The following is a 22,891-nucleotide window of genomic DNA, read 5'->3' as shown; positions in this document are numbered from 1 at the left end:
CCCGAGACGGCTCACGGCGCCGCCGAGGCTGCGGCCTGCTCAAAAAAGCAATTGCGTTCCACTGGCTCTAAACCCGCCTGCGCAATGAGATGCTCCAGGGTATCCCTGGTGAGGCACGCGTCGGAATCCGCCCCGGCCATGTGCCCGATCTTTTCTTCCACCACCGTGCCGTCCAAATCGTCTGCGCCGAAATAGAGCGCCACCTGCGCCTGCTTGACACCAAGCATGACCCAGTAGGCCTTGATGTGAGGAATGTTATCCAGCATGAGGCGGGAGACGGCGATGGTTTTTAGCTCGTCGACGCCCGTGGGGCCCTGAGCGCCCCGAATCTCCGTGTGCTTTGCCTGAAAGGGCAGAGGAATGAAACACACAAAGCCGCCCGTCTCGTCCTGAAGCCGGCGCAGCGCGTCCAAATGCTCCAGCCGTTCTTCCAGGGTTTCCTTGTGTCCAAAAAGCATGGTGGCGTTGCTTTTGATTCCGAGTTGGTGCGCCTCACGCATTACCTGCAGCCACCCTTCACCACTCAGTTTTTGAGGACACAGTAGGGCACGCACGCGGGGGCTGAAAATTTCGGCACCGCCGCCGGGCAGCATATCCAAACCCGCCGCTTTGAGCCGCACAAGCACATCTCGAACGGAAAGCCCTTCCAAATGCGCAAAGTGCGCAATCTCCACCGCCGTAAAGGCTTTGATGTGCACCGTCGGCCGAACCTGCCGAATGGCTCGCAGCATGGCTTCAAAGGTCTCCAAGCGCAGCTCTGGATGACACCCTCCCACCAGGTGCACTTCCGTGATGCCCTCCATAAGCCGCTCCCGCACCTTGGCTGCTACCTCCGATACGGTGAGCTCAAACGCCCCCGGTTGTCCCTTGCGACGCCGAAAAGCGCAAAACAGACACCCGTTCACGCACACGTTGGAGTAGTTGATGTGCTGGTTGACCACATAATAGGTGGTGAGCCCGTGTAGGCGGCAGCGCACTTCATGGGCCAAAGCCCCGACAGCTCCCAAATCCGGACATCGAAAGAGCCGAAGCCCGTCATCAAGGCTCAAGCGCCGGCCGTCCATGACCTTGTGCAAGACATCTTCAAGACCCAAAGACCTGTACACCGATGTGGGAAGCATTTTCGGTCCTCTTTTCCTGGGACGCCACGCCGTCCCCGGCCAAGCCGTTTCTCAGCACCGTGATGAAGTCGTCGATCACCCGCCCCGTCGCGTCCCGAGATCCTTCGTAAAGCCCCATGCCCCCGTCCAAGAAAGCGACGCAATGGGCCTGAAGAAACCGGTCCATGACGGCGTCCAAAAAAAAGACCACAAAATCCGGGTCCAAGTCCGAACGCAGTTCCCCTCGAGCCATGCCTTGAAGGACGATGGGACGCAAATATTCGGCAGAAAAGAAACGCACACGCTGTAACAGCTGATCCCGCATTGGAAAGTCTTCCTGAAAGAGCATTTTGAGGTAAATGCGGTAGACTCGAGGATGTTTCTCAAGGAAGTCCACGCCGGCCATCAGGCTTTGGCGAATCTTATCAAAGAAATCCTTATCCGCCGTGTCCTGCTTCACCCGAGCCAGCCGTTGGCGGACCAATTCCACCGCATGATCAAAGATGAAAAGAAAAAGGCCTTCTTTGTTACCGAAGTACTGAAAGAGGGATCCCTTGGAAATCCCAAGGGATTCGGCCAGTCGGTTGAGGCTCGCCTGGCGAAAGCCATGGCGGGAAAATTCTTCCACCGCCGCCTCCACGATTCTTTCCCGTTTCGGCGCCTTGAGCCTCATGAAACGATCCATGCCCATGGCCCACTCTCCCTTGTCCATTAAGCAACGCACGATAATGACCAGGTGGTCATTTTTAGCGAAGCCCGGAAATGATTGTCAACCGATCTCTTGTCAAAGGGCGGTGCGAAGGGGTATAGGGCCTGGAAAAATGCCAGGCAGGAGGTGCACCATGCGACGTCCCGTTCTTCATGGACCACTCCCCGGCCCCAAGGCTCAGGCCCTGACAGCCAAGGATCAACTGTATGTGTCCCCGTCCTACACGCGCATTTACCCTCTCGTGGTCGAACGGGGTGAAGGGGTTTGGGTGGAGGATGTGGATGGCAATCAGTTTCTGGATTTTACCTCGGGCATTGCCGTATGCGCCACAGGCCATTGTCATCCTCGCGTGGTGCGGGCCGTGCAAGACCAGGCGCAGCACCTGCTGCACATGTCGGGAACGGATTTTTATTACACGCCACAGATTCGGCTGGCGGAAAAGCTTTCATCACTTTTACCTCAAGAAGATCACTACAAGGTCTATTTCGGCAACTCGGGCGCCGAAGCCGTGGAAGCGGCCTTTAAACTGGCCCGGTGGCATACACGACGGGAGCTCAACATCGCCTTTTTCGGGGCCTTTCACGGACGGACCATGGGGGCTTTATCCCTGACGGCTAGCAAGACCATTCAAAAGCGCCATTACCATCCCTTTGTGCCGGGCATCACGCACATCCCCTATCCGTACTGCTACCGATGCCCGTACAATCTCACCTATCCGTCCTGCGATCTGGAATGTGTGCGCTGGGTGGAAGACACCCTGTTTCGTACCACTATGCCTCCGGACGAGGTTGCAGCCATCTTTGTGGAACCCATTCAAGGTGAAGGGGGCTACATTGTGCCGCCTCCGGAATTTCACCGGCGACTGCACGCCATCGCGCGCTCCCACGGCATTTTGTACGTGGCCGATGAAGTGCAAACGGGCATCGGCCGCACAGGAAAGATGTTCGCCATGGAACATTTCGGTGTGGTGCCGGACATCATCGCCCTGGCCAAGGGCATCGCTTCCGGGTTGCCTTTGGGCGCCATGATGGCCCCGAGCCGCATTATGACCTGGGAAGCGGGTTCCCACGCCTCCACTTTTGGCGGAAACCCTTTGTCTTGCCAGGCGGCCTTGGAAACCCTGGCCCTGGTGGAATCGGAACTTATGCACAACGCCGCCGTCATGGGCCAGAGGCTGCTGGAAGGCCTGCGCCGGTTGCAGCAGGATTGGGAATGCATGGGCGATGTGCGCGGCCTGGGACTGATGGTGGGCGTGGAACTGGTGAAAGACCGCCACACCAAGGAACGGGCCTCCGAGTGGCGAAACCGCGTGATACAGGAAGCCTTTCAAAGGGGTTTGCTGCTTTTGGGATGCGGCGAAAACACTGTGCGCTTTTGCCCGGCTCTGACCGTCACGGCGGATGAGGTGGACTGCTGCCTGGACCTTTTTGCCCAGGCTGTGGCCGCCCTCTTCCACTAGAGAAAACATGAGTTCTCCATCATTTGATTATTTCGCACCTTCTTTCACACATCGCGGGCTCCTTGGCGACTGCCCCTTCGTGGGCGATGCCCCCCTTTAACGCCCTGAGGTGCCCACATGTTCGGGTGGCCCCTTTGGCCGCCGCAGGCCCTTTAAAAAAGGGCTCGAAAATCCTTGACCCTGCAGAAACCCGGTTCCTATAATTCGGTTGCCTTTGCGCCAAGGGCGCCTTGAGACACCGCGCGGAGGCGGCGGTGTGCGTATTTCCAAAGCTTGACATTCTTATCTGATTTTTTTAAAGTGAGATACTTCACAAGATGAGCGCCGTAGCGGCCTGCAGGAAGCCCACTAAGGGGGCGGGGCTGCTTCGGCCACACCAGCCTTGAGCACAAACGGTGGTGTCATGAGCTTTAGCCAATACCTGCAGCGCAATCAAAAGGCCATCCTCAAAGAGTGGTTTCAATCCGTAGTGGAAACGTATCCGGAAGAGACCGCCAAGTTCCTCAAAAAAGAAAAGGATCCCTTTGCCAATCCTGTGGGCCGTTCCATTCTTGAAGGGATTGAGGGCGTATTTAGGCAGATTCTGGAAGGGCTGCCCTCGGACGATGTGCTGGCCTTTTTGGATCGCATCGTGCGCGTGCGCGCCGTGCAGGACTTTACGCCGGCTCAGGCCGTGGGCTTTATGTTTGCCTTAAAGGACGTGGTGCGGTCTCAGACGGACAAGGACGGCCTCACGACCCAATACGCAGCCGATCTGGTCGGGTTTGATCGCACGGTGGATCGAGCGGCCCTTATGGCCTTTAACATCTACATGGAATGCCGCGAAAATCTCTACCAGCTTCGGGTAGACGAGATCAAGAACCGGACCGGAAGGCTTCTGGAACGGGCCAATGCCATATGGGAGAGCCGCCGTGCGGAGGGTGGCTCCCGGGAGGAATCCTAATATCTTACTAACCAAAACGAGGTGGGGTGGTTATGAACGCATCACAAGCCATGGTCTTTTCCCTTGTCGCCGTCGGGATCCTCGTGTGCCTCCCCCTGATCGGCGTGACGGCCGGGATGACGTCCCTTTTTGCGGTGATCATCCCCTATGCGGCCGTCGCCCTGTTTTTCGTGGGGGTTGTGGCGCGCGTGGTGCGGTGGGCCCGCTCCCCGGTCCCTTTTCGCATCCCGACCACCTGTGGACAGCAAAAGAGCTTCTCCTGGATCAAAGCAGATCCCTTGGAAAATCCAACGGATACTAAGGGCGTGGTTCTTCGCATGATCCTCGAGGTGCTGCTGTTCCGGTCCCTCTTTCGCAACACGCGCCTGGAATACTACGACGGTCCAAAAATTCGATACGCCTCGGCCAAATGGTTGTGGCTCGGCGCCATTGTCTTTCACTATTCCTTTCTTGTGGTGTTGCTGAGACACTTGAGGTTTTTCTCGGAACCGGTAGTCCCCCTGGTAACCCTTTTGGAAAGCGTGGACGGTTTTCTGGAAGTGGGCCTGCCGCGGCTTTACATTTCCGGCCTGGCTCTTTTGGCCGGCGTGGCCTATCTCTTTCTGCGCCGCGTCACCATTCCGCAGCTTAAGTACATCTCCCTGCCGTCCGACTATTTTCCTCTTTTTCTCATTTTCGCCATTGCCACCACCGGCGTACTCATGCGCTACATCTACAAGGTGGACATCGTGGGCGTCAAGGAACTCACCATGGGGCTGGCCACGTTTCACCCGGTGATTCCCGAGGGCATCGGTACCATCTTTTACATCCATCTTTTCTTGGTCAGTGTGCTTTTTGCTTACTTTCCCTTCAGCAAGCTGGTGCACATGGCCGGGGTTTTCCTCAGTCCAACAAGAAATCTACCCAACAACAGCCGAATGGTGCGCCACATTAATCCGTGGAATTACCCGGTCAAGGTGCACACCTACGAAGAGTATGAAGACGAGTTCAGGGAAAAGATGATTGAAGCGGGTCTTCCAGTGGAAAAGAAGGAGTAAACATGGCTACTGTCCCGAAACCCAGCGAACTTGGCAAAGTGGACCATCGGCCGCCGCAGAGGCCGTGGACCGAAACGTTCCCGGAGTTTCGACCCGGCACGTATTGCTATAGTGCCAAGCCCAAGAACCTTGAGGTGGTAGGGCTACCCAACCCCCGCGAGTGGAGTCCCACGGATGAAGACTGGAAGTTGCCCGACGATTGGAAAGACATCACCCTCAAGGGCATGAAGGATCGATTGGACAAATTCCGTTCTTTCAAGCTCTTTATGGATATCTGCGTTCGGTGCGGCGCCTGTGCGGACAAGTGCCATTACTTTATCGGATCCGGGGATCCCAAGAACATGCCCGTGTTGCGGGCGGAACTGATTCGCTCCATTTACCGCAACTACTTTACCGGAAGCGGGAAGATTTTGAAGAAATATGCCGGTGCTCGCGCCTTGACGGAACAGATCATTAAGGAATGGTTCTATTACTTCTATCAGTGCACAGAGTGCCGGCGCTGTTCCGTTTTTTGCCCTTACGGTATTGACACGGCCGAAATCACCATGATGGGCCGCGAGCTCCTCAATGAACTGGGCTGCAACATCGACTGGATCATGGGGCCCGTCGCTAACTGCTACATGAACGGCAACCACCTGGGGATTCAGCCTCACGCTTTCAAGGACATGATCATGTTCTTCGTGGACGAGATCGAAGCGGTCACGGGCGTGCGCGTGGAGCCGACGTTCAACCGCAAGGGCGCCGAGGTGCTGTTCATCACCCCCTCGGGAGACGTCTTTGCCGATCCCGGAACCTACACCCTCATGGGCTACATGATGCTCTTCCATGAGATCGGGCTGGACTATACCTGGAGCACCTATGCTTCCGAAGGCGGTAACTTCGGCCTGTTCACATCCCATGAAATGATGAAACGCCTTAACGCCAAAATGTACGCGGAAGCCAAGCGCCTTAAGGTCAAATGGATCCTTGGCGGCGAATGCGGTCACATGTGGCGCGTCATCAATCAGTACATGGACACCATGAACGGACCGGCCGATTTCCTGGAAGTTCCCAAGTCCCCCATCACCGGCACCGTTTTTGAGAACGCCAAAAGCACCAAGATGGTGCACATTGCCGAATTCACGGCCGACCTCATTCGCCACGGCAAACTCAACCTGGATCCAAGCCGTAATGATAATAAAATCGTTACCTTCCACGATTCATGCAATACGTCCCGTGCCATGGGGCTTTTTGAAGAACCCCGTTACGTCCTCAAGGCCGTGTGCAACCATTTCTATGACATGCCGGAAAACACCATTCGAGAAAAGACATTCTGCTGCGGCTCCGGATCAGGACTCAACACCGATGAGTTCATGGAAATGCGCATGCGTGGAGGCCTACCACGCGCTAACGCGGTGCGTTATGTCCACGAAAAATACGGCGTGAACATGTTGGCATGTATCTGCGCCATCGATCGCGCCGTGTTGCCGCCCCTAATGAACTACTGGGTGCCGGGTGTCGAGGTGACGGGGCTTCACGAACTTGTCGGCAACGCCCTGGTGATGAAGGGTGAAAAGAAACGGACCACCGACCTCCGTTATGAACCCCTGCCGGGGATGGAAGAAGAGGAGGAGGCTGAAGATGTATGATGCCAAAAAGATCGTCCCGGGCATTCTGATCTTTGTGGTGCTGTTCACCTTTCCCTTGTGGTCCAATTTGGGAAAGGCCGCTCCGGCACCCAAACCCGAACTTCCCACTACGGAAAAGGTCTGTGTCATGGACACGGCCTACATGAAAACGGAACACATGGTGCTTCTCAACCAGTGGCGGGATCTGGTGGTTCGTGACGCCAACAGATTGTGGGTGGGACCCGACGGCAGGGAACATTTCATGAGTCTTCAGAACTCTTGCATGAAATGCCATAGCAGCAAGGTCAAATTCTGCGACCAATGTCACACCTACGCCGGAGTCACGCCTTATTGCTGGCAGTGTCACATCGAGCCTAAGGAGAACATGTGATGGAAAAGGATCGCCGTGAATTCCTGAAGATAGGCGGAATATCCGTCCTGGGGCTGAGTGCTCTGCCTGTCTTTCAGGCGCTCGCCCAACAACAGGGGCCTCGATACAAACCCGATCCCAACGCTCTCCAGGGAGCTCAGTGGGCCATGGTCGTGGACATGGAGAAGTGTTGGGAAGAACAAGAAAAACGCCAGTGTAAAGACTGCATTTTGGCGTGCCACAAGACGCACAATGTCCCGGACATTCCCGACCCGAAGCGGGAGATCAAATGGATTTGGTTGGAAGAATACAAACACGCCTTTCCAGACCAGGCCCATGAATACGCTCCACAAAAGGTAAAGGAAAGTCCCTTTATGCTCCTGTGCAACCACTGCACCAATCCGCCGTGCGTGCGCGTGTGTCCCACCAAGGCGACGTTTAAGCGAGCGCAAGACGGCATCGTCATGATGGACTTCCACCGCTGCATCGGGTGCCGATACTGCATGGCAGGCTGCCCCTATGGGGCACGGAGCTTCAACTGGGGCGATCCTCGACCCTATCTAAAAACCGAAGAGATCAACATGACGTACCCAACCCGGCGCAAAGGCGTGGTGGAAAAATGTACCTTCTGCTACGAACGCATCGATGAAGGTTTGCAGCCGGCGTGCGTGGAAGCGTGCAAAGCCAAAGCCTTGATCTTCGGCGACGTGACGGATCCCAACTCCGAAGTGCGCAAGATCCTGTCCGACCATTACAGTCTGCGCCGAAAGGTTGAACTGGGCACAGGGCCGAACGTTTACTACCTGATTTGATGAGGGGACGACATGCTGGAAAAGGCATTCAAAGGCAGTCAAAAGTACTGGAGCCTTCTGCTGGGCTTGGCGATTCTTTCAGGGATCGGCTTTGCCTGCTTCATGCTCCAGCTTAACCAAGGGTTGAGAATCACCGGCATGAGCCGGGATGTGTCGTGGGGTTTTTACATCGCCCAATTCACTTTTCTCGTCGGTGTGGCCGCATCGGCCGTCATGGTGGTCCTTCCCTATTACCTGCACAACGTCAAGGAATTCGGCCGCATCACCATTCTCGGGGAATTTCTGGCCGTGAGTGCCGTGACCATGTGCTTGTTGTTCATCGTCGTGGACCTCGGCCAACCCATGCGCCTCTTGAACGTGTTGCTCCATCCCACCCCCAACTCCATTCTGTTTTGGGATATGGTGGTCTTGAACGGCTATCTGTTCCTCAACGCCGTCATCGGCTGGACCGTCCTCAGCGCCGAACGCAAAGAGGTGCCGCCGCCTAAGTGGGTCAAGCCGCTCATTTACGTGTCCATTCCCTGGGCAGTGAGTATTCACACGGTGACGGCCTTTCTCTACGCCGGCCTGCCCGGTCGCCATTTTTGGCTGACGGCCATTATGGCCGCCCGCTTTCTCGCTTCGGCCTTTGCCTCGGGCCCCTCATTGCTCATCCTGCTGTGCTTCCTCATTCGCAAACGCACCAACTTCGATCCGGGTCCATCGGCTATCGAAAAGCTTTCCAAGATTGTCACCTACGCCATGATCACCAGCGTCTTCTTCCTCCTCCTGGAAGTCTTCACCGCTTTTTACAGCCAGATTCCCGGACACATGCATGGCTTCCTCTACCAATTTGTGGGCTATGAAGGCCATGGAGAACTGGTGCCTTTCATGTGGCTTTCCGTGATTTTGTCCATCACGGCCCTGGTTCTTCTTGTACCCCCGGCGTTTCGAAATAATGAAAAACTCCTGAAGCTCGCCTGCATTGCGGTCTTCTTCGGCCTCTATCTCGAAAAAGGCGTGGGCTTGGTCGTCACCGGTTTTATTCCCAATGTCTTTGACAAGGTGACACCCTACGTGCCCACCGCTCCCGAATTGGCCATTACCTTGGGCGTGTGGGCAACCGGCTTTCTCATTATGACCGTGTTGTATAAAGTGGCCATTGGAGTCAAGGAGGAAATACGAGCCTAGGGGCCTTGTGCGGAGAGTTCTTTCGGGTAGGGGCGTCGCGCCGGTCGCGAACCCTAATTTCGCGGCTCGGCGCGCCCCTTTAGAATCATGAAAAGCACATTTCCGGATAATTGTCTTGCCCCGGGGCCCAAACCGTCATCGCAGCGCACGCCGAAGAGCCCACAGCGAAGGGCATCCATTGGCAGCCCAGTGCGAGGGGGCTGGAGCATGAGTGCTGGAGGACGCCAGGCAGCTGTTGTGGCACAAATCAAGATGTGACCCCATGCCCCGCCTTTGGCACCTCGTGGACTTAGGCTTGTTCGACTATGGGTTGGCGCTTCGCCTGCAACAGGCGTGCGTGGAAAAGCGCCGGCTCGGCATCTTGGCCCGCGACGTGCTTTTTCTTGTCGAACACCCTTCCGTCTTCACCTGCGGGCGCCAAGGCGGCACGGAACACCTCTGTGTCACTCAAAATTTTTTGAAAGCCCAGGGAATCTCCCTTTTTCCCGTGGAACGGGGCGGTTCCATCACCTACCATGGGCCAGGTCAGCTCGTGGCCTATCCCATTGTCCATCTTCCTTCCGCGGGATGGAAGGTCGTGGAATGGGTCACGGCCCTGGAAGAGATCATGATTCAAACGGCCCGGCGCTTCGGCGTGAAAGCGACACGAAACCCTCGAAACCGCGGCGTCTGGGTCGGTGAAAAAAAACTGGGAAGTCTAGGCATTGCCGTTCGGCACGGCGTGAGCTTTCACGGCCTGGCCCTCAACGTTACCACGTCCCTGGAACCTTTCGGCTGGATTCGTCCCTGCGGCCTAACCGACGTGGCCGTCACATCCCTCGCCGTGGAAACACAAACCGTGTTATCTATGACGCAGGTCAAAGAAGTGTTCATGGACTGCGCCCAGTCAGTTCTGGATGTGCACTTCGAACCGATGGATCTCTCGGCGCTTCACCTTGACACAGGGGAAAACCTCCATGCCCACGCATGACCCACCCGCAGTTCAAACGCTTCAAAAACCTTCGTGGCTGCGAAAGCGCCTGCCCCCCATGGAACCCTACCATAACGTGCGCGCTCTGCTTCGCACCGCGCGCGTTCATACGGTCTGTCAGGAAGCTCGATGCCCCAACCACTGGGAATGCTTTTCGCAAAAGACGGCCACGTTTCTCATTCTCGGCGATGTGTGCACGCGCCGATGTCGATTCTGCGCCGTTCGCCAAGGCCGGCCCTCCGCCCCGGACCCTCAAGAACCCGCTCGCATCGCCCAGACCGTGCAGGCCCTTGGGCTTCGCTACGTGGTCATCACCTCGGTGACGCGAGACGACCTTTTGGACGGCGGCGCTTCTATCTTTGCCCAAACCATTCGGACCGTACGCGACGCCGTTCCCGGCACGCTCGTGGAAGTGCTCATTCCCGACTTTCAAGGCCGTCTCTCGGCCCTGCACACGGTGTTGCAGGCCGGCCCAGCCGTCTTGAATCACAACATTGAAACGGTCCCTCGACTCTATGGCACCGTCAGACCCCAAGCCGACTATCGCCGATCCTTGGCGGTCCTGCGTGCCGCCTTTGCCGCCGCACCGCATATTCCTGTCAAATCCGGCATCATGCTAGGCCTCGGGGAAACCGACGATGAAATTCTCCAGACCTTAGACGACCTCTTGGAGGCCGGCTGCCGCCTGCTCACCCTGGGCCAATACCTGCAGCCGACCCCCCATCTCCATCCTGTGGCCCGCTATGTGACTCCCGACGCCTTTGATACCTGGCGTGAGAAAGCCTTGTCCATGGGCTTTCGTCAGGTGGCGTCCGGACCCTGGGTGCGTAGTTCCTATCATGCCCATGAACTGCACCGCAGACTGTGAAACCTCCGTGGCTTCTCGTGACGTGAAAGAAAGGAGTCGAGCTGATGATTCTCGGTATTCTCAAGGAAATCAAGGCCGAAGAAAACCGCGTTTCCATGACCCCCTTTGGGGCCGAGGTGGTCGTGCAGCACGGCCACACCGTCCTTGTGGAAACGGGGGCCGGCGTGGGCAGCGGTTTTTCCGACGATGCCTACCGCCGAGTGGGTGCTCAGATTGTGGACTCCCCCGCCGACATCTATGCTCGAGCCGACATGGTCATGCACGTCAAGGAACCACTCCCTCCTGAATACGACCTCATACGAGAAAACCAAATCGTCTTCACCTACCTTCACCTGGCCGCCAATGAGGCCCTCACGCGCGTGCTCATGGACCGGCGCTCCGTCAACATCGCCTATGAAACGATCCAGAAACCCGACGGATCTCTGCCTCTGCTCACGCCCATGAGTGAAGTGGCCGGAAGAATGGCCGTCCAGCAAGCCGCCAAGTACTTGGAAATGGCCTACGGCGGCCAGGGCATTTTGCTGGCCGGCGTGCCCGGCGTGGAGCCGGCTACGGTTGTGATTCTTGGAGGCGGCGTCGTGGGAACCAATGCAGCCAAGATGGCCTGCGGCCTGGGCGCCAAGGTGTTTATTCTGGACAAGAATCTGGAAAGGCTTCGATACCTGAGCGACGTGATGCCAGCCAACTGTTTTCTTTTGGCATCGTCTCCGGCCGCCATTCGAGACGTGGTCAAGAAAGCCGACGTAGTTATCGGGGCCGTGCTCATTCCCGGCGCCAAGGCTCCCAAACTGGTCACGCGTGATATGCTGCCCACCATGAAGAAAGGGGCGGTTCTTATCGATGTGGCCATCGATCAGGGCGGATGCTTTGAAACCTCCAAACCCACCACGCACACAAACCCCATCTACACCGTGGACGGGGTCGTGCACTACTGCGTGGCCAACATGCCCGGCGCCGTTCCTAAAACGTCCACCTTGGCATTAACCAACGCCACGCTGCCTTATGCTCTGGAAATCGCCAACAAGGGCTGGCGCCAAGCCATGAAAGACAATCCAGAAATTGCCAAAGGGGCCAACGTCATTGCCGGCCACGTCACCCACCCGGGCGTTGCGGAAGCCTTTGGCTTCAATTACCTGCCCGTGGAACGCCTCCTATGACAAGGCGCTCACTGAAAAAGCCTTTCTTCAGCGCCTCCTTTTACGTGCTCGAAGAGTCAAGGCCAGACAGGCCAAAAAATTCCCGACAAGTGCGTTATTTTCGAGGCTTAACGCATTTCACGGCACACCGAGCCTGGCCCTTGGCGGCACAAGCCGATGAATCTCGGTCAAATTGTTTTTATGCGTGATGTTATAAACACAACAAAAGCAATCGGGCCGTGTGTGATCGTCCAACTGTTTAGAGGGTCCTGCGGCGGATCAGAAAGTAGACGATGGGAACGGCCACGCGGGACAAGAGCAAGGAAGCCACTTCACCAGACATCAGGGCCAAAGCGAGCCCCTGAAAGATGGGATCCAAGAGCATGGGGGAGGCGCCCACGATAAGGGATGCGGCCGTAAGCATCATGGGACGAAATCGCACCGCGCCCGCATCCACCACCGCATCTTCCAACGGCATGCCTTCCCTTAGGCGCAATTCCACAAAGTCCACAAGAATGATGGAATTGCGCACCACAATGCCGGCCCCTGCAATGAAACCGATCATGGACGTGGCGGTGAAAAAGATGCCGAAAAGCCCGTGAGCCGGAAGAATCCCCACCAAAGAAAAGGGAATGGCAGCCATAATGGCCAAGGGGGTCACAAAGGATTCAAACCAACCGACCACCAGAATGTAGATCAGAACCAGCACCGCGGCAAAAGCGATGCCCAAGTCCCGAAAAACCTCATAGGTGATGTGCCATTCCCCATCCCACTTCATGGCATAGCGCTCCGTCGTGGGCGGCAGGCTCGCCACGTAGCGCTCCAAATGATACCCTTCGGGTACCTTCAAATGATCCAGGGCCTTGTTCATCTTGAGAATGGCGTACACGGGGCTTTCTTCTTTTCCCGCCACATCGCCCGTAACGTAGACCACAGGCATGAGGTTCTTGTGGTAGAGGCTCTTTTCTTGCACGATTTCGCGAACCTGAACCAACTCCGACAAGGGAACCAGACGACCGTCGGCCCCCTGCACCTTGATGACCAGAAGGTCTTCCACGCGCGATCGCATGGCCAAAGGAAGCTGCACCCAGATGGGCACATCTTCCTTTTCTTCCTCAAGGTGCACCAGGCCAACCCCCTGCCCTTGCACCAACGCCTTCACGGTCTCCGCGATGGTCCTCGTGGCGATGCCGTGCAGAGCGGCTTTTTCCTTGTCCGCCGTGAGGATGACCTTGGGCTGGTCGTCTTCCACAAACCAGTCCACATCCACCACGCCATCGGTTTTTTCAAAGATCTCCTTCACCTGTCGAGCCACCGCCAATCGACCGGCTTCATCCGGGCCGTAGATTTCAGCCACCAGCGTCTGCAACACCGGGGGGCCAGGCGGAATTTCGGCGATCTTTACGTTAGCTCCGTAGATCCGCGCCACGTTCTGAATGGCTGGCCGCAGCCGTTTCGCGATATCGTGGCTTTGAGCCGTGCGATCCCCCTTGGGCACAAGGTTCACCTGAATGTCCGCCACGTTCGGACCGCGGCGAAGAAAATAGTGACGGACCAAGCCGTTGAAATTGTGGGGAGCCGCTGTACCAATGTAGAGCTGATAGTGCACGGTTTCCGGAGCTTCGGCAATCACTTGAGCCATGTGTCGAGTCGCAGCCGCCGTCTGTTCCAGCGTGCTCCCTTCCGGCATGTCGATCACCACCTGCAATTCACTCTTGTTGTCAAAGGGCAGCATCTTGACGCGCACGGCCTTGAAAGCCACCAGGCTCATGGCGCCCAAAAGCAGCAGCACCACAAAGGCCAGAAACCCGTTGCGCCACAAGGCATGATGGATCAGCGGCCGCATGAGCCGCCGATACAGCCGCGTGGTCCAGCCTTCGGCTTCGTGTTTCGCTTCCGCTTCCGTGTGAATCAGGCGCACGCTGGCCCAGGGCGTCACCACAAAGGCCACGGCCAGGGAAAACAGCATGGCCCCCGTGGCGCCCACGGGTATGGGCCTCATGTAGGGGCCCATGAGGCCTCGCACAAAAGCCATAGGCAAAATGGCCGCAATGACGGTAAAGGTGGCTAGAATCGTGGGGTTGCCCACTTCGGCCGTGGCCTCCACGGCCACTTCCAATGGATTGCGCCCTCGATTGTGCGGCATGCGGTAATGGCGCACCACGTTTTCCACAACCACTATGGCGTCGTCGACCAAAATACCGATGGAAAAAATCAGAGCAAACAGGGTCACACGGTTTAACGTATACCCGGCTAGGTAAAACACGGCCAGTGTGAGCGCCAAGGTGACGGGAATGGCAATGGCCACAATGCCGGATTCGCGCACGCCCAAAGTCAGAAGAATTAAAAGGGTTACGGAAATGACGGCAATGGTCATGTGCCAGAGGAGCTCATCGGATTTTTCTCGAGCAGTTTCCCCGTAGTCTCGGGTGACCGTGAGCTGGACGTTATCGGGAATCAGGCGGCCTTTGAGGCTTTCGATCTTGCGGAGCACCGCGTGGGCCACATGAATGGCGTTGGTGCCTTTGCGCTTGGCCACGGACAAGGTCACCGCGGGGTAGAGTCCTGACGAAGCTTTCTCGCCAAAAGCGAGGCCTGTTCCGAAAAAAACATAATCTGAAGGCTCCTCTGGGCCGTCTACCACTTCGGCCACATCCCGCACAAACACCGGCCGACCCTCATGGACGGCCACCACCACCGCCGCTACATCCTCACCCGATCTCAAAAAATCCCCTGTTTCCACGAGGATTTCTTGATTGTTGGACACCAGGCGACCGGAAGCCAGGGATTGGTTTGCCTGGCCGAGTCTGGCGAGAAGGATCTCGGCAGCCACGCCGTGGGCGGCCATTCGGGCCGGATCCGGCAACACGCGCACCTGACGGCGCTGCCCTCCAATGATGTGCACTTCGGAGACATCGGGCACCTGTTTCACATGGTCATGCAGTTGCGCCGCAAGGCGGCGCAGGGCAAAATGATCCAGTTCGTCACTCCACAGGGTCACGGCCAGAATGGGCACATCGTCAATGGATCGGGGCTTGATCAGAGGTGGGCTGGCTCCCGGGGGAATGAGGTCGAAGTTGGCGAACATCTTCTGATTGAGCCGAACGATGCTTTTTTCTTCGTCTTCGCCCACCTTGAAGCGCACCACCACGAAAGACCGTTCGGGAGAAGACGTGGAATAGATGTATTCCACACCGGGAATCTCCCACAAAAGCTTCTCCATGGGTTTGGTGACACGCTCTTCCACTTCCTTGGCGGACGCCCCAGGCATGCTCACAAAGATATCCAGCATGGGTACGACGATCTGAGGCTCCTCTTCGCGAGGCAGCAGGAAAACGGAGCCCACGCCGAGAACCAGGGAGGCCACAATGAGCAGAGGGGTCAGTTTGGAGTCGATAAAGGCTTTGGCGACGCGACCGGCCAGTCCCAGATGCGCAGTTGTCATGAGCGCCCTCTCAGTCGGCTGTGATGCGCAAACCCTCTTCCAGTCCCGGAACGACCGGAGCTACAACCTGCTCTCCCGGCTTCAGACCGGCAAGGATCTCCACACGCTCATGCATCGAACGTCCCGTGCGGACCAAGCGCCATCGACACACCTGCTCGTCATCCACCACAAAAACGCCCGTCAGTTGGCCTCGCTGGACCACAGCGGAAGCGGGCACCGTAATGGCTTCTCGAGACCCCGTGATAAAGCGGGCTCGAGCAAACGTGCCCGTGCGCCACTGAAGGGTTCGGCCATGGACGGAGGCCGGCGAAGGCAGAGAAATTTTGACAAGTCCGGAGCGAGTCTGGGAATCCACGGAAGGAAGGACTTCCACCACACGCCCGGTCAGCGGCTCTTGCGAAAAATCTAGAAACAAAGGCACCGCATCCCCGACGCGCACGCGCGACAGCACCCTTTCGGGAACGGGAACTTCCAGCCGATAGGCTGAGTAATCTTCCACCGTCAGCAGGGCAAGACCCGGTGCGGCCATTTGTCCCACTTCCACATGTTTGGCCGTGACCAGGGCGTCCATGGGCGCCGTGACCTCTGCGTAGGTCTGGACAGCCTGCGCGGCTTCTAGTGCGGCTCGCGCGGCATTTAAAGCCTCCAAAGCTTGTTCTTTCTTGGCCTGCAAAGCTTTCACGGCTTGGCGGGCTCGATCCACATCGGCCGCCGCGGACGCAAACTTGGCTTTGACTTCGTCGAATTCCTGGCGGCTTACCGACTCGCGCGCCATCAGGGCTTGAAACCTTTTAAAGGTGGCTTGAGCCAGCTCGTGGCGAGCTTCTGCGGCGCGCCGTTCGGCCTGAGCCATTCGAAGGGCCTTTTCCGCTTCGTCCACGGCAAATCGAGCCTGCTGCAAGGAAGCCTGCGCCTGCGCCACACCGGCCGCCGTTTCGCGATCATCGATGCGAGCCAGGACTTGCCCTTGGCGCACGCGATCCCCTTCGCGCACCAGGATGGCCGTGATGCGCCCCGGCACCTTGGATGAAAGCACACTGATGCGCGCCGCGCGCACCGTGCCGGAAAGTTCCAGAATTTCCGGAATGTTTTCTAAACCGACCGTCACCACAGGGGCAGACACGGTCGAGAACGATACCGATCTAGGCGGCGGTTCCTTTCCACATGCCGTGGCCATGGCCATCCAAACGGCGCAGACCAGAGGCACAATGTTCATCCTCGTTGAAGAGACTCGAAAAAATCCTTGCCGATCACGCGCACTCATGGGCCCTCATCCTTCAAAAGGGGCGGCATCATGAAGCCGGCCGGTGCGGAACAGGAGTTCTGCGTAGCGCACCACATGGTCGTAGCGAGCTCCCAGCTCCATCCACTGGGCTCGGCGATACGCCGTCTCCGCCCTCAAGACTTCCGTAATGGTCGTCAACCCTTCAGCGTAGCGGTCCCTGACGATGCGAAGGGCTTCTCGAGCCTGCGCCACAGCTTGCAGGGACAGGTTCAAGCGTTCTCGAGCCGCCCGCAGGCTTTCAAAGGCTTCCACCACCTGCAAACGCACCTGGTCTTCGGCTTCCCGCACCTGGGCTTCCGCGGCGGCCACGAGGGCTAGGGCCTGATCGATGCCGGGACGGCGTTGTCCCTCGTAGAGATCCCAACGAAAGGCCAGGCCCAGGGTGTAGTCTGAACTGCCGCTTTCCCAGTCGGGGCCGCTCACCCCATAGGAAGAAAACGCATCCACTCTGGGAAGATAACGGGCTCGAGCTTCCCGCAACCGCAGGCGGGCCACCCGCAGATCCTCCCGAACCATGGCCACATCGGGTCGAGACGCCAGGGCCTCTTCCGTGTAGTGGGAAAGGGAATGCAAGGGAACCAAGAGGCTGGGAATCTTCTGGGTCGGTTCGGGGTAGGGCGGCGAGGGTCGGCCTAAGGCCGTCTGAAAAGCCGCTTGCGCCGTGGCGTAGTGGCCCTGAGCTTCCACGAGTTGCTGGGAGAATTCCAGGTGCTGCACCTGTGCGGCCAGAAGGTCGGAGCGCACCACCTGGCCGTTTTCAAACAAATCCTGAATGCGCCGGACCTGCGCTTTCGTTTCCTTGACCGCATCCTCGGCCACGCCAACCCTTTCCCGTGCTACACGGACGCCGTAAAAGCTTCGAATGACACCGAGGAAAATTTCCTGCCTTACCCAGTCCTCCATAAAGCGGGCTTTGTTCTGAGCTCCTTGACCTTCGGCGACGCGCGTGGCCGTGTACAGCTGGTCAAAGAGGCTTAGGGAAGCCACGGCTTCGGTCCGCGCGTTGGTCAAGGGGTTGGGTGCGTTCAAGAAGGCGGGATCGAAATTTTCCTCACCGAACCGGGCCTGCTCTAACAGGGAACCAAAGACAAAGACGGGATTGTTGCTTCGAAGGATTTTATGAGAAAGGCTGATTCTGGGGTAATACCCGGCTTGAGCGGCTCTGCGACCGGCTTCGGCGGCCTGGGTTTTGAGGTTGGCCATGGATATTTTCGGATGGTGCGCCAACGCTGTCTGCAGGGCATGGGCGAGCGTGCCTGCAGGCGCCTCGGCCGTCGATGGCACCATGGGGGCCGCTGCGGGCTCGGGGTTGGAGGCTCTCGAGGGAACGGAAAAAACAAGACAAAGAAAGACGAAGGTGCCGATCAGAGCTCCAGCGTTTCCACGGGCTTTCATAGCGATCCGCCTTGTGCGCCGCCGGTGAAGGGAACGTGCCTTGACGTTCAAATGGCCATGTCACCTTCCAAAGCAGGTTTCCACCGTGCCTTTACAAATACCGCAAAGATCGGCAGAATGTAAAGATACCAGGTCTAGAATTCGTGGAACGTTTCTTTGAAATTGGGATCCTCGTGACTTTTTGCTGCAATACCTAGCGCGCCACAAGGATCGTGCCCACACATCTTGTCCATGAGAAAAGGGACAGCGTGCACGACATGGCCCTCAAAAACCTTCATGTACCCGTGGTGTTCGACCATGAAGATTTCCTGGTGGTTCACAAACCGCCGGATTGCGCCGTAACGCGAAATGGCGACGATGAAGGGCTTCTCGCGCGGCTGCGGCGCCAGAGCGCCGGCTCAAACCTCATTCCTGTGCACCGGTTGGACAAGGTCACTTCGGGCTTATGGCTTCTTGCTAAGAACACGCAAGCGGCCCGCGATCTTACGGCCCTTTTTCGAGAACGCGCCGTGCGAAAATGTTATCTGGCCCTCTCCGATCGCAAACCTCACAAGAAACAGGGGCTCATCATTGGTGATATGGTCCGCTCTCGAGATGGCCGGTGGAAAATCTGCCTGTCTCGCACGGCACCGGCCGTCACGCGATTCATCAGCCGCTCCATGGCGCCGTGCCTTCGCCTCTTTGCCCTGTTTCCGGAAACGGGAAAAACCCATCAGATTCGGGTGGCCATGAAATGCCTGGGCGCCCCCATTCTCGGCGATCCTCTCTACGGCCACGGAAGCAGCCAAGCCAGCAGCCTTACCACGCCCCCCGATCGAACCTACCTTCACGCCTATGCCCTGGCCTTTGCCCACAAGGGAGTGCCCTACGCCTTCATAGACCCTCCACGCCACGGCCGCCTCTTTCTCGATCCCGCCTTTCATAACGCCCTTCAAAACTTCACCGCCCTGATACATGCGCTTTACGAATCCACGTGAAGGCCTTGTGGACGGCATCCAATTTTCATCGCACCATTCTTCCTGCTCGATCTCGGATTCCGCTTAAACGGGTGACGCTTGTATTCCACAATCCCGCCGGCTTGCTGAAGACAAGAGGGTGAATACAACTGTCTTCGTTCAACAAGGTTCCATTGTCGAGGGAGCAAATCGGTATGGAACTCAGGTCTTTTCTTGTTAGGTTAAAAGGGGCTATGCTGATGGTCTTAGAGGGCCGGTGCAGGAACGGGGGCTTCGGGTCGAAGCCAGGTGGCGGGTTCGCTTCCAAGCACCGGCCTTGGGCGTAGTCAAGGCCTGCCGAAGGGAAAAACAATATGCGCAGAGTGATCTTAAGCCTTCTGTGCCTACTGGGGTGCCTCTGGGCGTGTTCCGACGACAGGAGCCCGGTTCTGGTGGATTTTTCCGTTCGCACCACCATTCCTTCCGTGCTTGAAACGTCGGGATCGTCCAAAAACCTGACGGTAGCCGTTGGCGCCATGGTGTCTCCCAGGGCCACCCTGCGCCTTTACCGACAACTTCTGGACTATGTGGGCTGGCACATGGATCGAAAGGTGGAGCTGGTGCAAAAGAAGACCTACGGTGAACTGAGTCGGCTCTTTGCCCAGGGGGCAGTGGATCTGGCCTTTGTGTGCACCGGATCCTATGTCCTCCATCGCCCCATGACCCACTGGGAACTGCTGGTCGCCCCCCAGATTATGGGACAAACCACGTATCAGTCCTACCTAATCGTTCACAAAGACTCACCCTACCTGAGCTTCGACGAGCTGCGCCATAAAATCTTTGCCTTTACCGACCCCCATTCCAACACGGGACGTCTGGTCCCCACGGCATGGGTCGTGCAATCCGGATCGACGCCGGAAGCGTTCTTTTCCCAGGTGCTTTACACCTACGGTCATGACAATTCCATTCTCGCTGTGGCCAAGGGTCTGGTGGACGGGGCCGCCGTGGACAGCCTGGTCTGGGAATATGAACACGCTCGCGATGATACATGGACATCCAAGACTAAAATCATCCGCCGTTCCATACCCTTTGGAATTCCTCCTGTCGTCGTCTCCCCAGAGCTTTCCCCTCAGGACAAGGAAACCGCACGTCGAATCTTTCTCACCATGCATGAAAATGAGAAAGGCCGTAGCCTTCTTAACGCCTTGGGCATCGATCGGTTTGTGGTTCCTGATCCCTCGTGGTATGAAGAAACAGAAAAGCTTCTGGAGTTCTTACACAGCAACGGGATACGCACCGATGGCCTGGAACCGGCTCAGCACTAAACTGCTCGCGGGCGCCATCGGGCTCGTGCTCCTCAGCGCCTTGGCCGTGGCGTCCCTGGCCACGTTCCGCTACAGCCAAAGCCTGATGGAATCCCTGCGCACCCAGTCCTCACTGCTGGGCCATTCCCTTGCGGTTGAAGCCACGAATCTCGTTCTCACCAACGACCTCGTGGGCCTTCAAAAAATGATTCAACACCAAAAGGCCATTCATGACGACCTGGCTTACCTCTTTGTGGTCAAGGATGGCCGAATCCTGGTCCATTCCTTTGACGGTGGGTTTCCCACAAACCTTCTACACGTTCACCGCGCTCAAGAGCCACAGACCTTTGGGGTTCAGGAGGTGATTTCGGAAACGGGAGAGCGGTATTTGGACATCGCCGTGCCCATTTTTGAAGGTCGAGCCGGTTGTCTGCGGTTGGGTTTTACCGAAAACGCGTATCAGAGCCAAATGCGCCGGCTGTGGGTTGAGATCGGCGGCATCACGGCCACCATTGTTCTGATGGCCGTCGGGGCCATCTCCCTCGTGGTGAAAAAACTCCTCTCCCCTCTAGATCGCCTGACCCACGCCGTGGAACGAGCCAGCCAGGGGGAACTCACCGTGCGCGTGGACGATTCGGGGGACCGGGAAGTGGCCGTTCTGGCCCAATCTTTCAATCTCATGATGGAACGCCTGGAGGACTACACCCATCGCCTGCAGCAACAAGCCCAGGATCTGGCTGCGGCTCAGCAGCGGACCAGAGCCTTTTGCGAAATTGTTCAAAACATCGGAGCGCTCCATTCCCTTCAGGACATTGGCGCCTTTCTCATCAGCCGCTTTCGCGATGTGCTGCACTTCGACAAGGCAGCCCTTCTGCTTTTCGACGATGCCCGGGAAACGCTTATAATACTGGACGACAAGAGATTGAAAACCACGGGGAACCCCAGAGCTTTGGGCTGGTTTGCACACCTTCTCGATACGGTCAAAACCGTCGGCGTGCGCTCCGCGCTGCATCCGGCGCCTCCCGAACCCGTCCTCGACGCGCTGTGGAGCGAAAGGGTCGCCTGCGCCCTCGTGCCCATCAGCACCGAAGCGCCATCGGCTTTTGGAACCCTAATCATTCGCTGTGACGATCGATGCCATTGCCCTTCCGAAGCTTTGGAACTCATCGGGGCCATAATCCGTGAAGCCTCCGGGGTGCTTCAACGGGCCGTGGCCCACGAGATGGAAATGCGCTCCATGCAGCGCCTGTCCAACCCTCGCGCCACCTTTTGTGGCATGGTGGGTCGAGATCCCGCCATGCAAAACGTCTTTCGCCTTGTGGAAAACGTGGCTGCTTCGGACGCTACGGTCCTCATTCAAGGCGAAAGCGGCACCGGCAAAGAGCTTGTGGCCCAGGCCATTCATCAACTGAGCCCGCGAAGCAGTTTTCCCTTTGTGATCATCAACTGCGCAGCCTATCCGCCTTCCCTTATCGAAAGCGAATTGTTCGGGCATGAGAAAGGAGCCTTTACAGGGGCTGATCGCGCTCGACAAGGCCGATTTGAACAAGCGGAAGGCGGCACCGTGTTTCTCGACGAAGTGGGTGACATTCCCGCACCGGTGCAAGTGAAACTTCTGCGGGTTTTGCAAACCCACCAATTTGAGAGGGTAGGGGGCGAAAAGACACTTCAGGCCAACGTGCGCGTCGTGGCCGCCACGCACCGCCATCTTCTGAAAGAAGTGAAAAACGGCCGCTTTCGTGAAGACCTTTTCTATCGCCTCAATGTCATTCCCATCACGCTTCCTCCCCTGCGAAGCCGTCCCATGGACATTCCCTTGCTCGCGACCCATTTTCTGCAAAAGTATCAGCAGATTTACAGAAAGGACGTCAAAGACTTTCACCGCGATGTGCTACGCCTGTTTGTCGAATATTCCTGGCCGGGCAATGTCCGGGAATTGGAAAACACCGTGGAACATGCCGTGCTCATGTCGAAAAACGACACCATTCACGTTTGGGATCTTCCTTCGGCTTTCCGCAGCACCTCCACGGTCGCCGCACCTGAAGGGCTTGCCACCATGGAAGAACGGGAGCGGCAGGCGATCGCGGAAGCCCTTGAAAGCGCGCACGGCAACAAGAAAAAAGCCGCCCAAAAACTCGGGATCAGCCGAAGTGCTCTATACAACAAGATGAAAAAATACGGCTTCATGTCCTGACACCCTCCGGTGTGTCCACATTGTGGACACGTCATGATACTGGAATTCCAGCACAATTTTTCTAGACCGTGGAAAGTGTGTCTCATCGTGACGTGGCACGCTCTCCCCCACAAACCGGAAATCGTGGGCGTGACCTGTGGTGGCAACACCAA

General features: G+C 57.4%; 18 protein-coding genes. 13 read left to right on the top strand and 5 right to left on the bottom strand.

Going from position 1 to position 22,891, the window contains the following annotated elements:
• Window positions 1–11: 11 nt before the first annotated feature.
• Both mqnE and EDC27_RS11635 read right to left on the bottom strand, forming a co-directional pair.
• The gene (gene mqnE / locus EDC27_RS11640) at window positions 12–1,121 is read right to left on the bottom strand and encodes an aminofutalosine synthase MqnE (protein WP_123290779.1); all 1,110 of its coding nucleotides are present in this window, start codon (window positions 1,119–1,121) and stop codon (window positions 12–14) included.
• Complete coding sequence (locus tag EDC27_RS11635; protein WP_123290778.1) at window positions 1,084–1,791, bottom strand: TetR/AcrR family transcriptional regulator; 708 nt, start codon at window positions 1,789–1,791, stop codon at window positions 1,084–1,086. Before EDC27_RS11635 ends, mqnE begins: the two co-directional genes overlap by 38 nt.
• 151 nt (window positions 1,792–1,942) lie before the next feature.
• Between EDC27_RS11635 and EDC27_RS11630 the strand changes: the two genes are divergently transcribed.
• From EDC27_RS11630 to ald, 10 genes are all read left to right on the top strand, one after another.
• The gene (locus EDC27_RS11630; protein WP_123290777.1) at window positions 1,943–3,268 is read left to right on the top strand and encodes an acetyl ornithine aminotransferase family protein; all 1,326 of its coding nucleotides are present in this window, start codon (window positions 1,943–1,945) and stop codon (window positions 3,266–3,268) included.
• Window positions 3,269–3,671: 403 nt separating this feature from the next.
• Window positions 3,672–4,211, top strand: coding sequence for an RsbRD N-terminal domain-containing protein (locus tag EDC27_RS11620; protein ID WP_123290775.1), 540 nt, complete (start codon window positions 3,672–3,674; stop codon window positions 4,209–4,211).
• A gap of 32 nt (window positions 4,212–4,243) precedes the next feature.
• On the top strand, window positions 4,244–5,248 hold the full coding sequence (gene dsrM / locus EDC27_RS11615; protein ID WP_123290774.1) for a sulfate reduction electron transfer complex DsrMKJOP subunit DsrM: 1,005 nt from the start codon (window positions 4,244–4,246) through the stop codon (window positions 5,246–5,248).
• A 2-nt stretch (window positions 5,249–5,250) separates the two neighbouring features.
• Entirely contained in the window at window positions 5,251–6,876 is a 1,626-nt protein-coding gene (dsrK, locus tag EDC27_RS11610; protein WP_123290773.1) for a sulfate reduction electron transfer complex DsrMKJOP subunit DsrK, read from the top strand.
• Window positions 6,869–7,246 carry a sulfate reduction electron transfer complex DsrMKJOP subunit DsrJ gene (gene dsrJ, locus EDC27_RS11605; protein ID WP_123290772.1) on the top strand — a complete coding sequence of 126 codons (378 nt, stop codon included), beginning with the start codon at window positions 6,869–6,871 and terminating at the stop codon, window positions 7,244–7,246. The genes dsrK and dsrJ overlap by 8 nt, the downstream gene beginning before the upstream one ends.
• Window positions 7,246–8,037, top strand: coding sequence for a sulfate reduction electron transfer complex DsrMKJOP subunit DsrO (dsrO, locus tag EDC27_RS11600; protein ID WP_123290771.1), 792 nt, complete (start codon window positions 7,246–7,248; stop codon window positions 8,035–8,037). The genes dsrJ and dsrO overlap by 1 nt, the downstream gene beginning before the upstream one ends.
• A gap of 12 nt (window positions 8,038–8,049) precedes the next feature.
• The gene (gene dsrP, locus EDC27_RS11595) at window positions 8,050–9,207 is read left to right on the top strand and encodes a sulfate reduction electron transfer complex DsrMKJOP subunit DsrP (RefSeq protein WP_123290770.1); all 1,158 of its coding nucleotides are present in this window, start codon (window positions 8,050–8,052) and stop codon (window positions 9,205–9,207) included.
• A 262-nt stretch (window positions 9,208–9,469) separates the two neighbouring features.
• Window positions 9,470–10,177 carry a lipoyl(octanoyl) transferase LipB gene (gene lipB / locus EDC27_RS11590; protein WP_148045747.1) on the top strand — a complete coding sequence of 236 codons (708 nt, stop codon included), beginning with the start codon at window positions 9,470–9,472 and terminating at the stop codon, window positions 10,175–10,177.
• On the top strand, window positions 10,164–11,045 hold the full coding sequence (gene lipA / locus EDC27_RS11585; protein WP_211334880.1) for a lipoyl synthase: 882 nt from the start codon (window positions 10,164–10,166) through the stop codon (window positions 11,043–11,045). Before lipB ends, lipA begins: the two co-directional genes overlap by 14 nt.
• Window positions 11,046–11,089: 44 nt before the next feature.
• On the top strand, window positions 11,090–12,202 hold the full coding sequence (gene ald / locus EDC27_RS11580; RefSeq protein WP_123290767.1) for an alanine dehydrogenase: 1,113 nt from the start codon (window positions 11,090–11,092) through the stop codon (window positions 12,200–12,202).
• Window positions 12,203–12,440: 238 nt separating this feature from the next.
• Here the strand turns inward: ald and EDC27_RS11575 are convergent, their stop codons facing one another.
• Genes EDC27_RS11575 through EDC27_RS11565 form a run of 3 tightly spaced genes read right to left on the bottom strand, consistent with a single transcriptional unit; the run spans window position 12,441 to window position 18,306 of the window.
• Window positions 12,441–15,626: an efflux RND transporter permease subunit gene (locus EDC27_RS11575; RefSeq protein ID WP_123290766.1), complete on the bottom strand. Its 3,186-nt coding sequence runs from the start codon at window positions 15,624–15,626 to the stop codon at window positions 12,441–12,443.
• Window positions 15,627–15,636: 10 nt separating this feature from the next.
• Entirely contained in the window at window positions 15,637–16,890 is a 1,254-nt protein-coding gene (locus EDC27_RS11570) for an efflux RND transporter periplasmic adaptor subunit (RefSeq protein WP_123290765.1), read from the bottom strand.
• A gap of 6 nt (window positions 16,891–16,896) precedes the next feature.
• Complete coding sequence (locus EDC27_RS11565; protein WP_123290764.1) at window positions 16,897–18,306, bottom strand: TolC family protein; 1,410 nt, start codon at window positions 18,304–18,306, stop codon at window positions 16,897–16,899.
• A 212-nt stretch (window positions 18,307–18,518) separates the two neighbouring features.
• Here EDC27_RS11565 and EDC27_RS11560 point away from each other — a divergent pair, with 212 nt between their 5' ends.
• From EDC27_RS11560 to EDC27_RS11550, 3 genes are all read left to right on the top strand, one after another.
• Window positions 18,519–19,283 carry a TIGR01621 family pseudouridine synthase gene (locus tag EDC27_RS11560; RefSeq protein WP_211334879.1) on the top strand — a complete coding sequence of 255 codons (765 nt, stop codon included), beginning with the start codon at window positions 18,519–18,521 and terminating at the stop codon, window positions 19,281–19,283.
• Window positions 19,284–19,615: 332 nt separating this feature from the next.
• Window positions 19,616–20,566: a substrate-binding domain-containing protein gene (locus EDC27_RS11555; protein ID WP_123290762.1), complete on the top strand. Its 951-nt coding sequence runs from the start codon at window positions 19,616–19,618 to the stop codon at window positions 20,564–20,566.
• A complete protein-coding gene (locus EDC27_RS11550; protein WP_170161776.1) occupies window positions 20,541–22,739 on the top strand; it encodes a sigma 54-interacting transcriptional regulator in 2,199 nt (732 codons plus the stop codon). Before EDC27_RS11555 ends, EDC27_RS11550 begins: the two co-directional genes overlap by 26 nt.
• The last annotated feature ends 152 nt before the right edge of the window (window positions 22,740–22,891 follow it).

It is taken from the genome of Desulfosoma caldarium, from assembly GCF_003751385.1.
Classification (GTDB): domain Bacteria; phylum Desulfobacterota; class Syntrophobacteria; order Syntrophobacterales; family DSM-9756; genus Desulfosoma; species Desulfosoma caldarium.
Note: the sequence above shows the minus strand (reverse complement) of the source record. Positions and strands in the feature narration are given on the sequence as shown.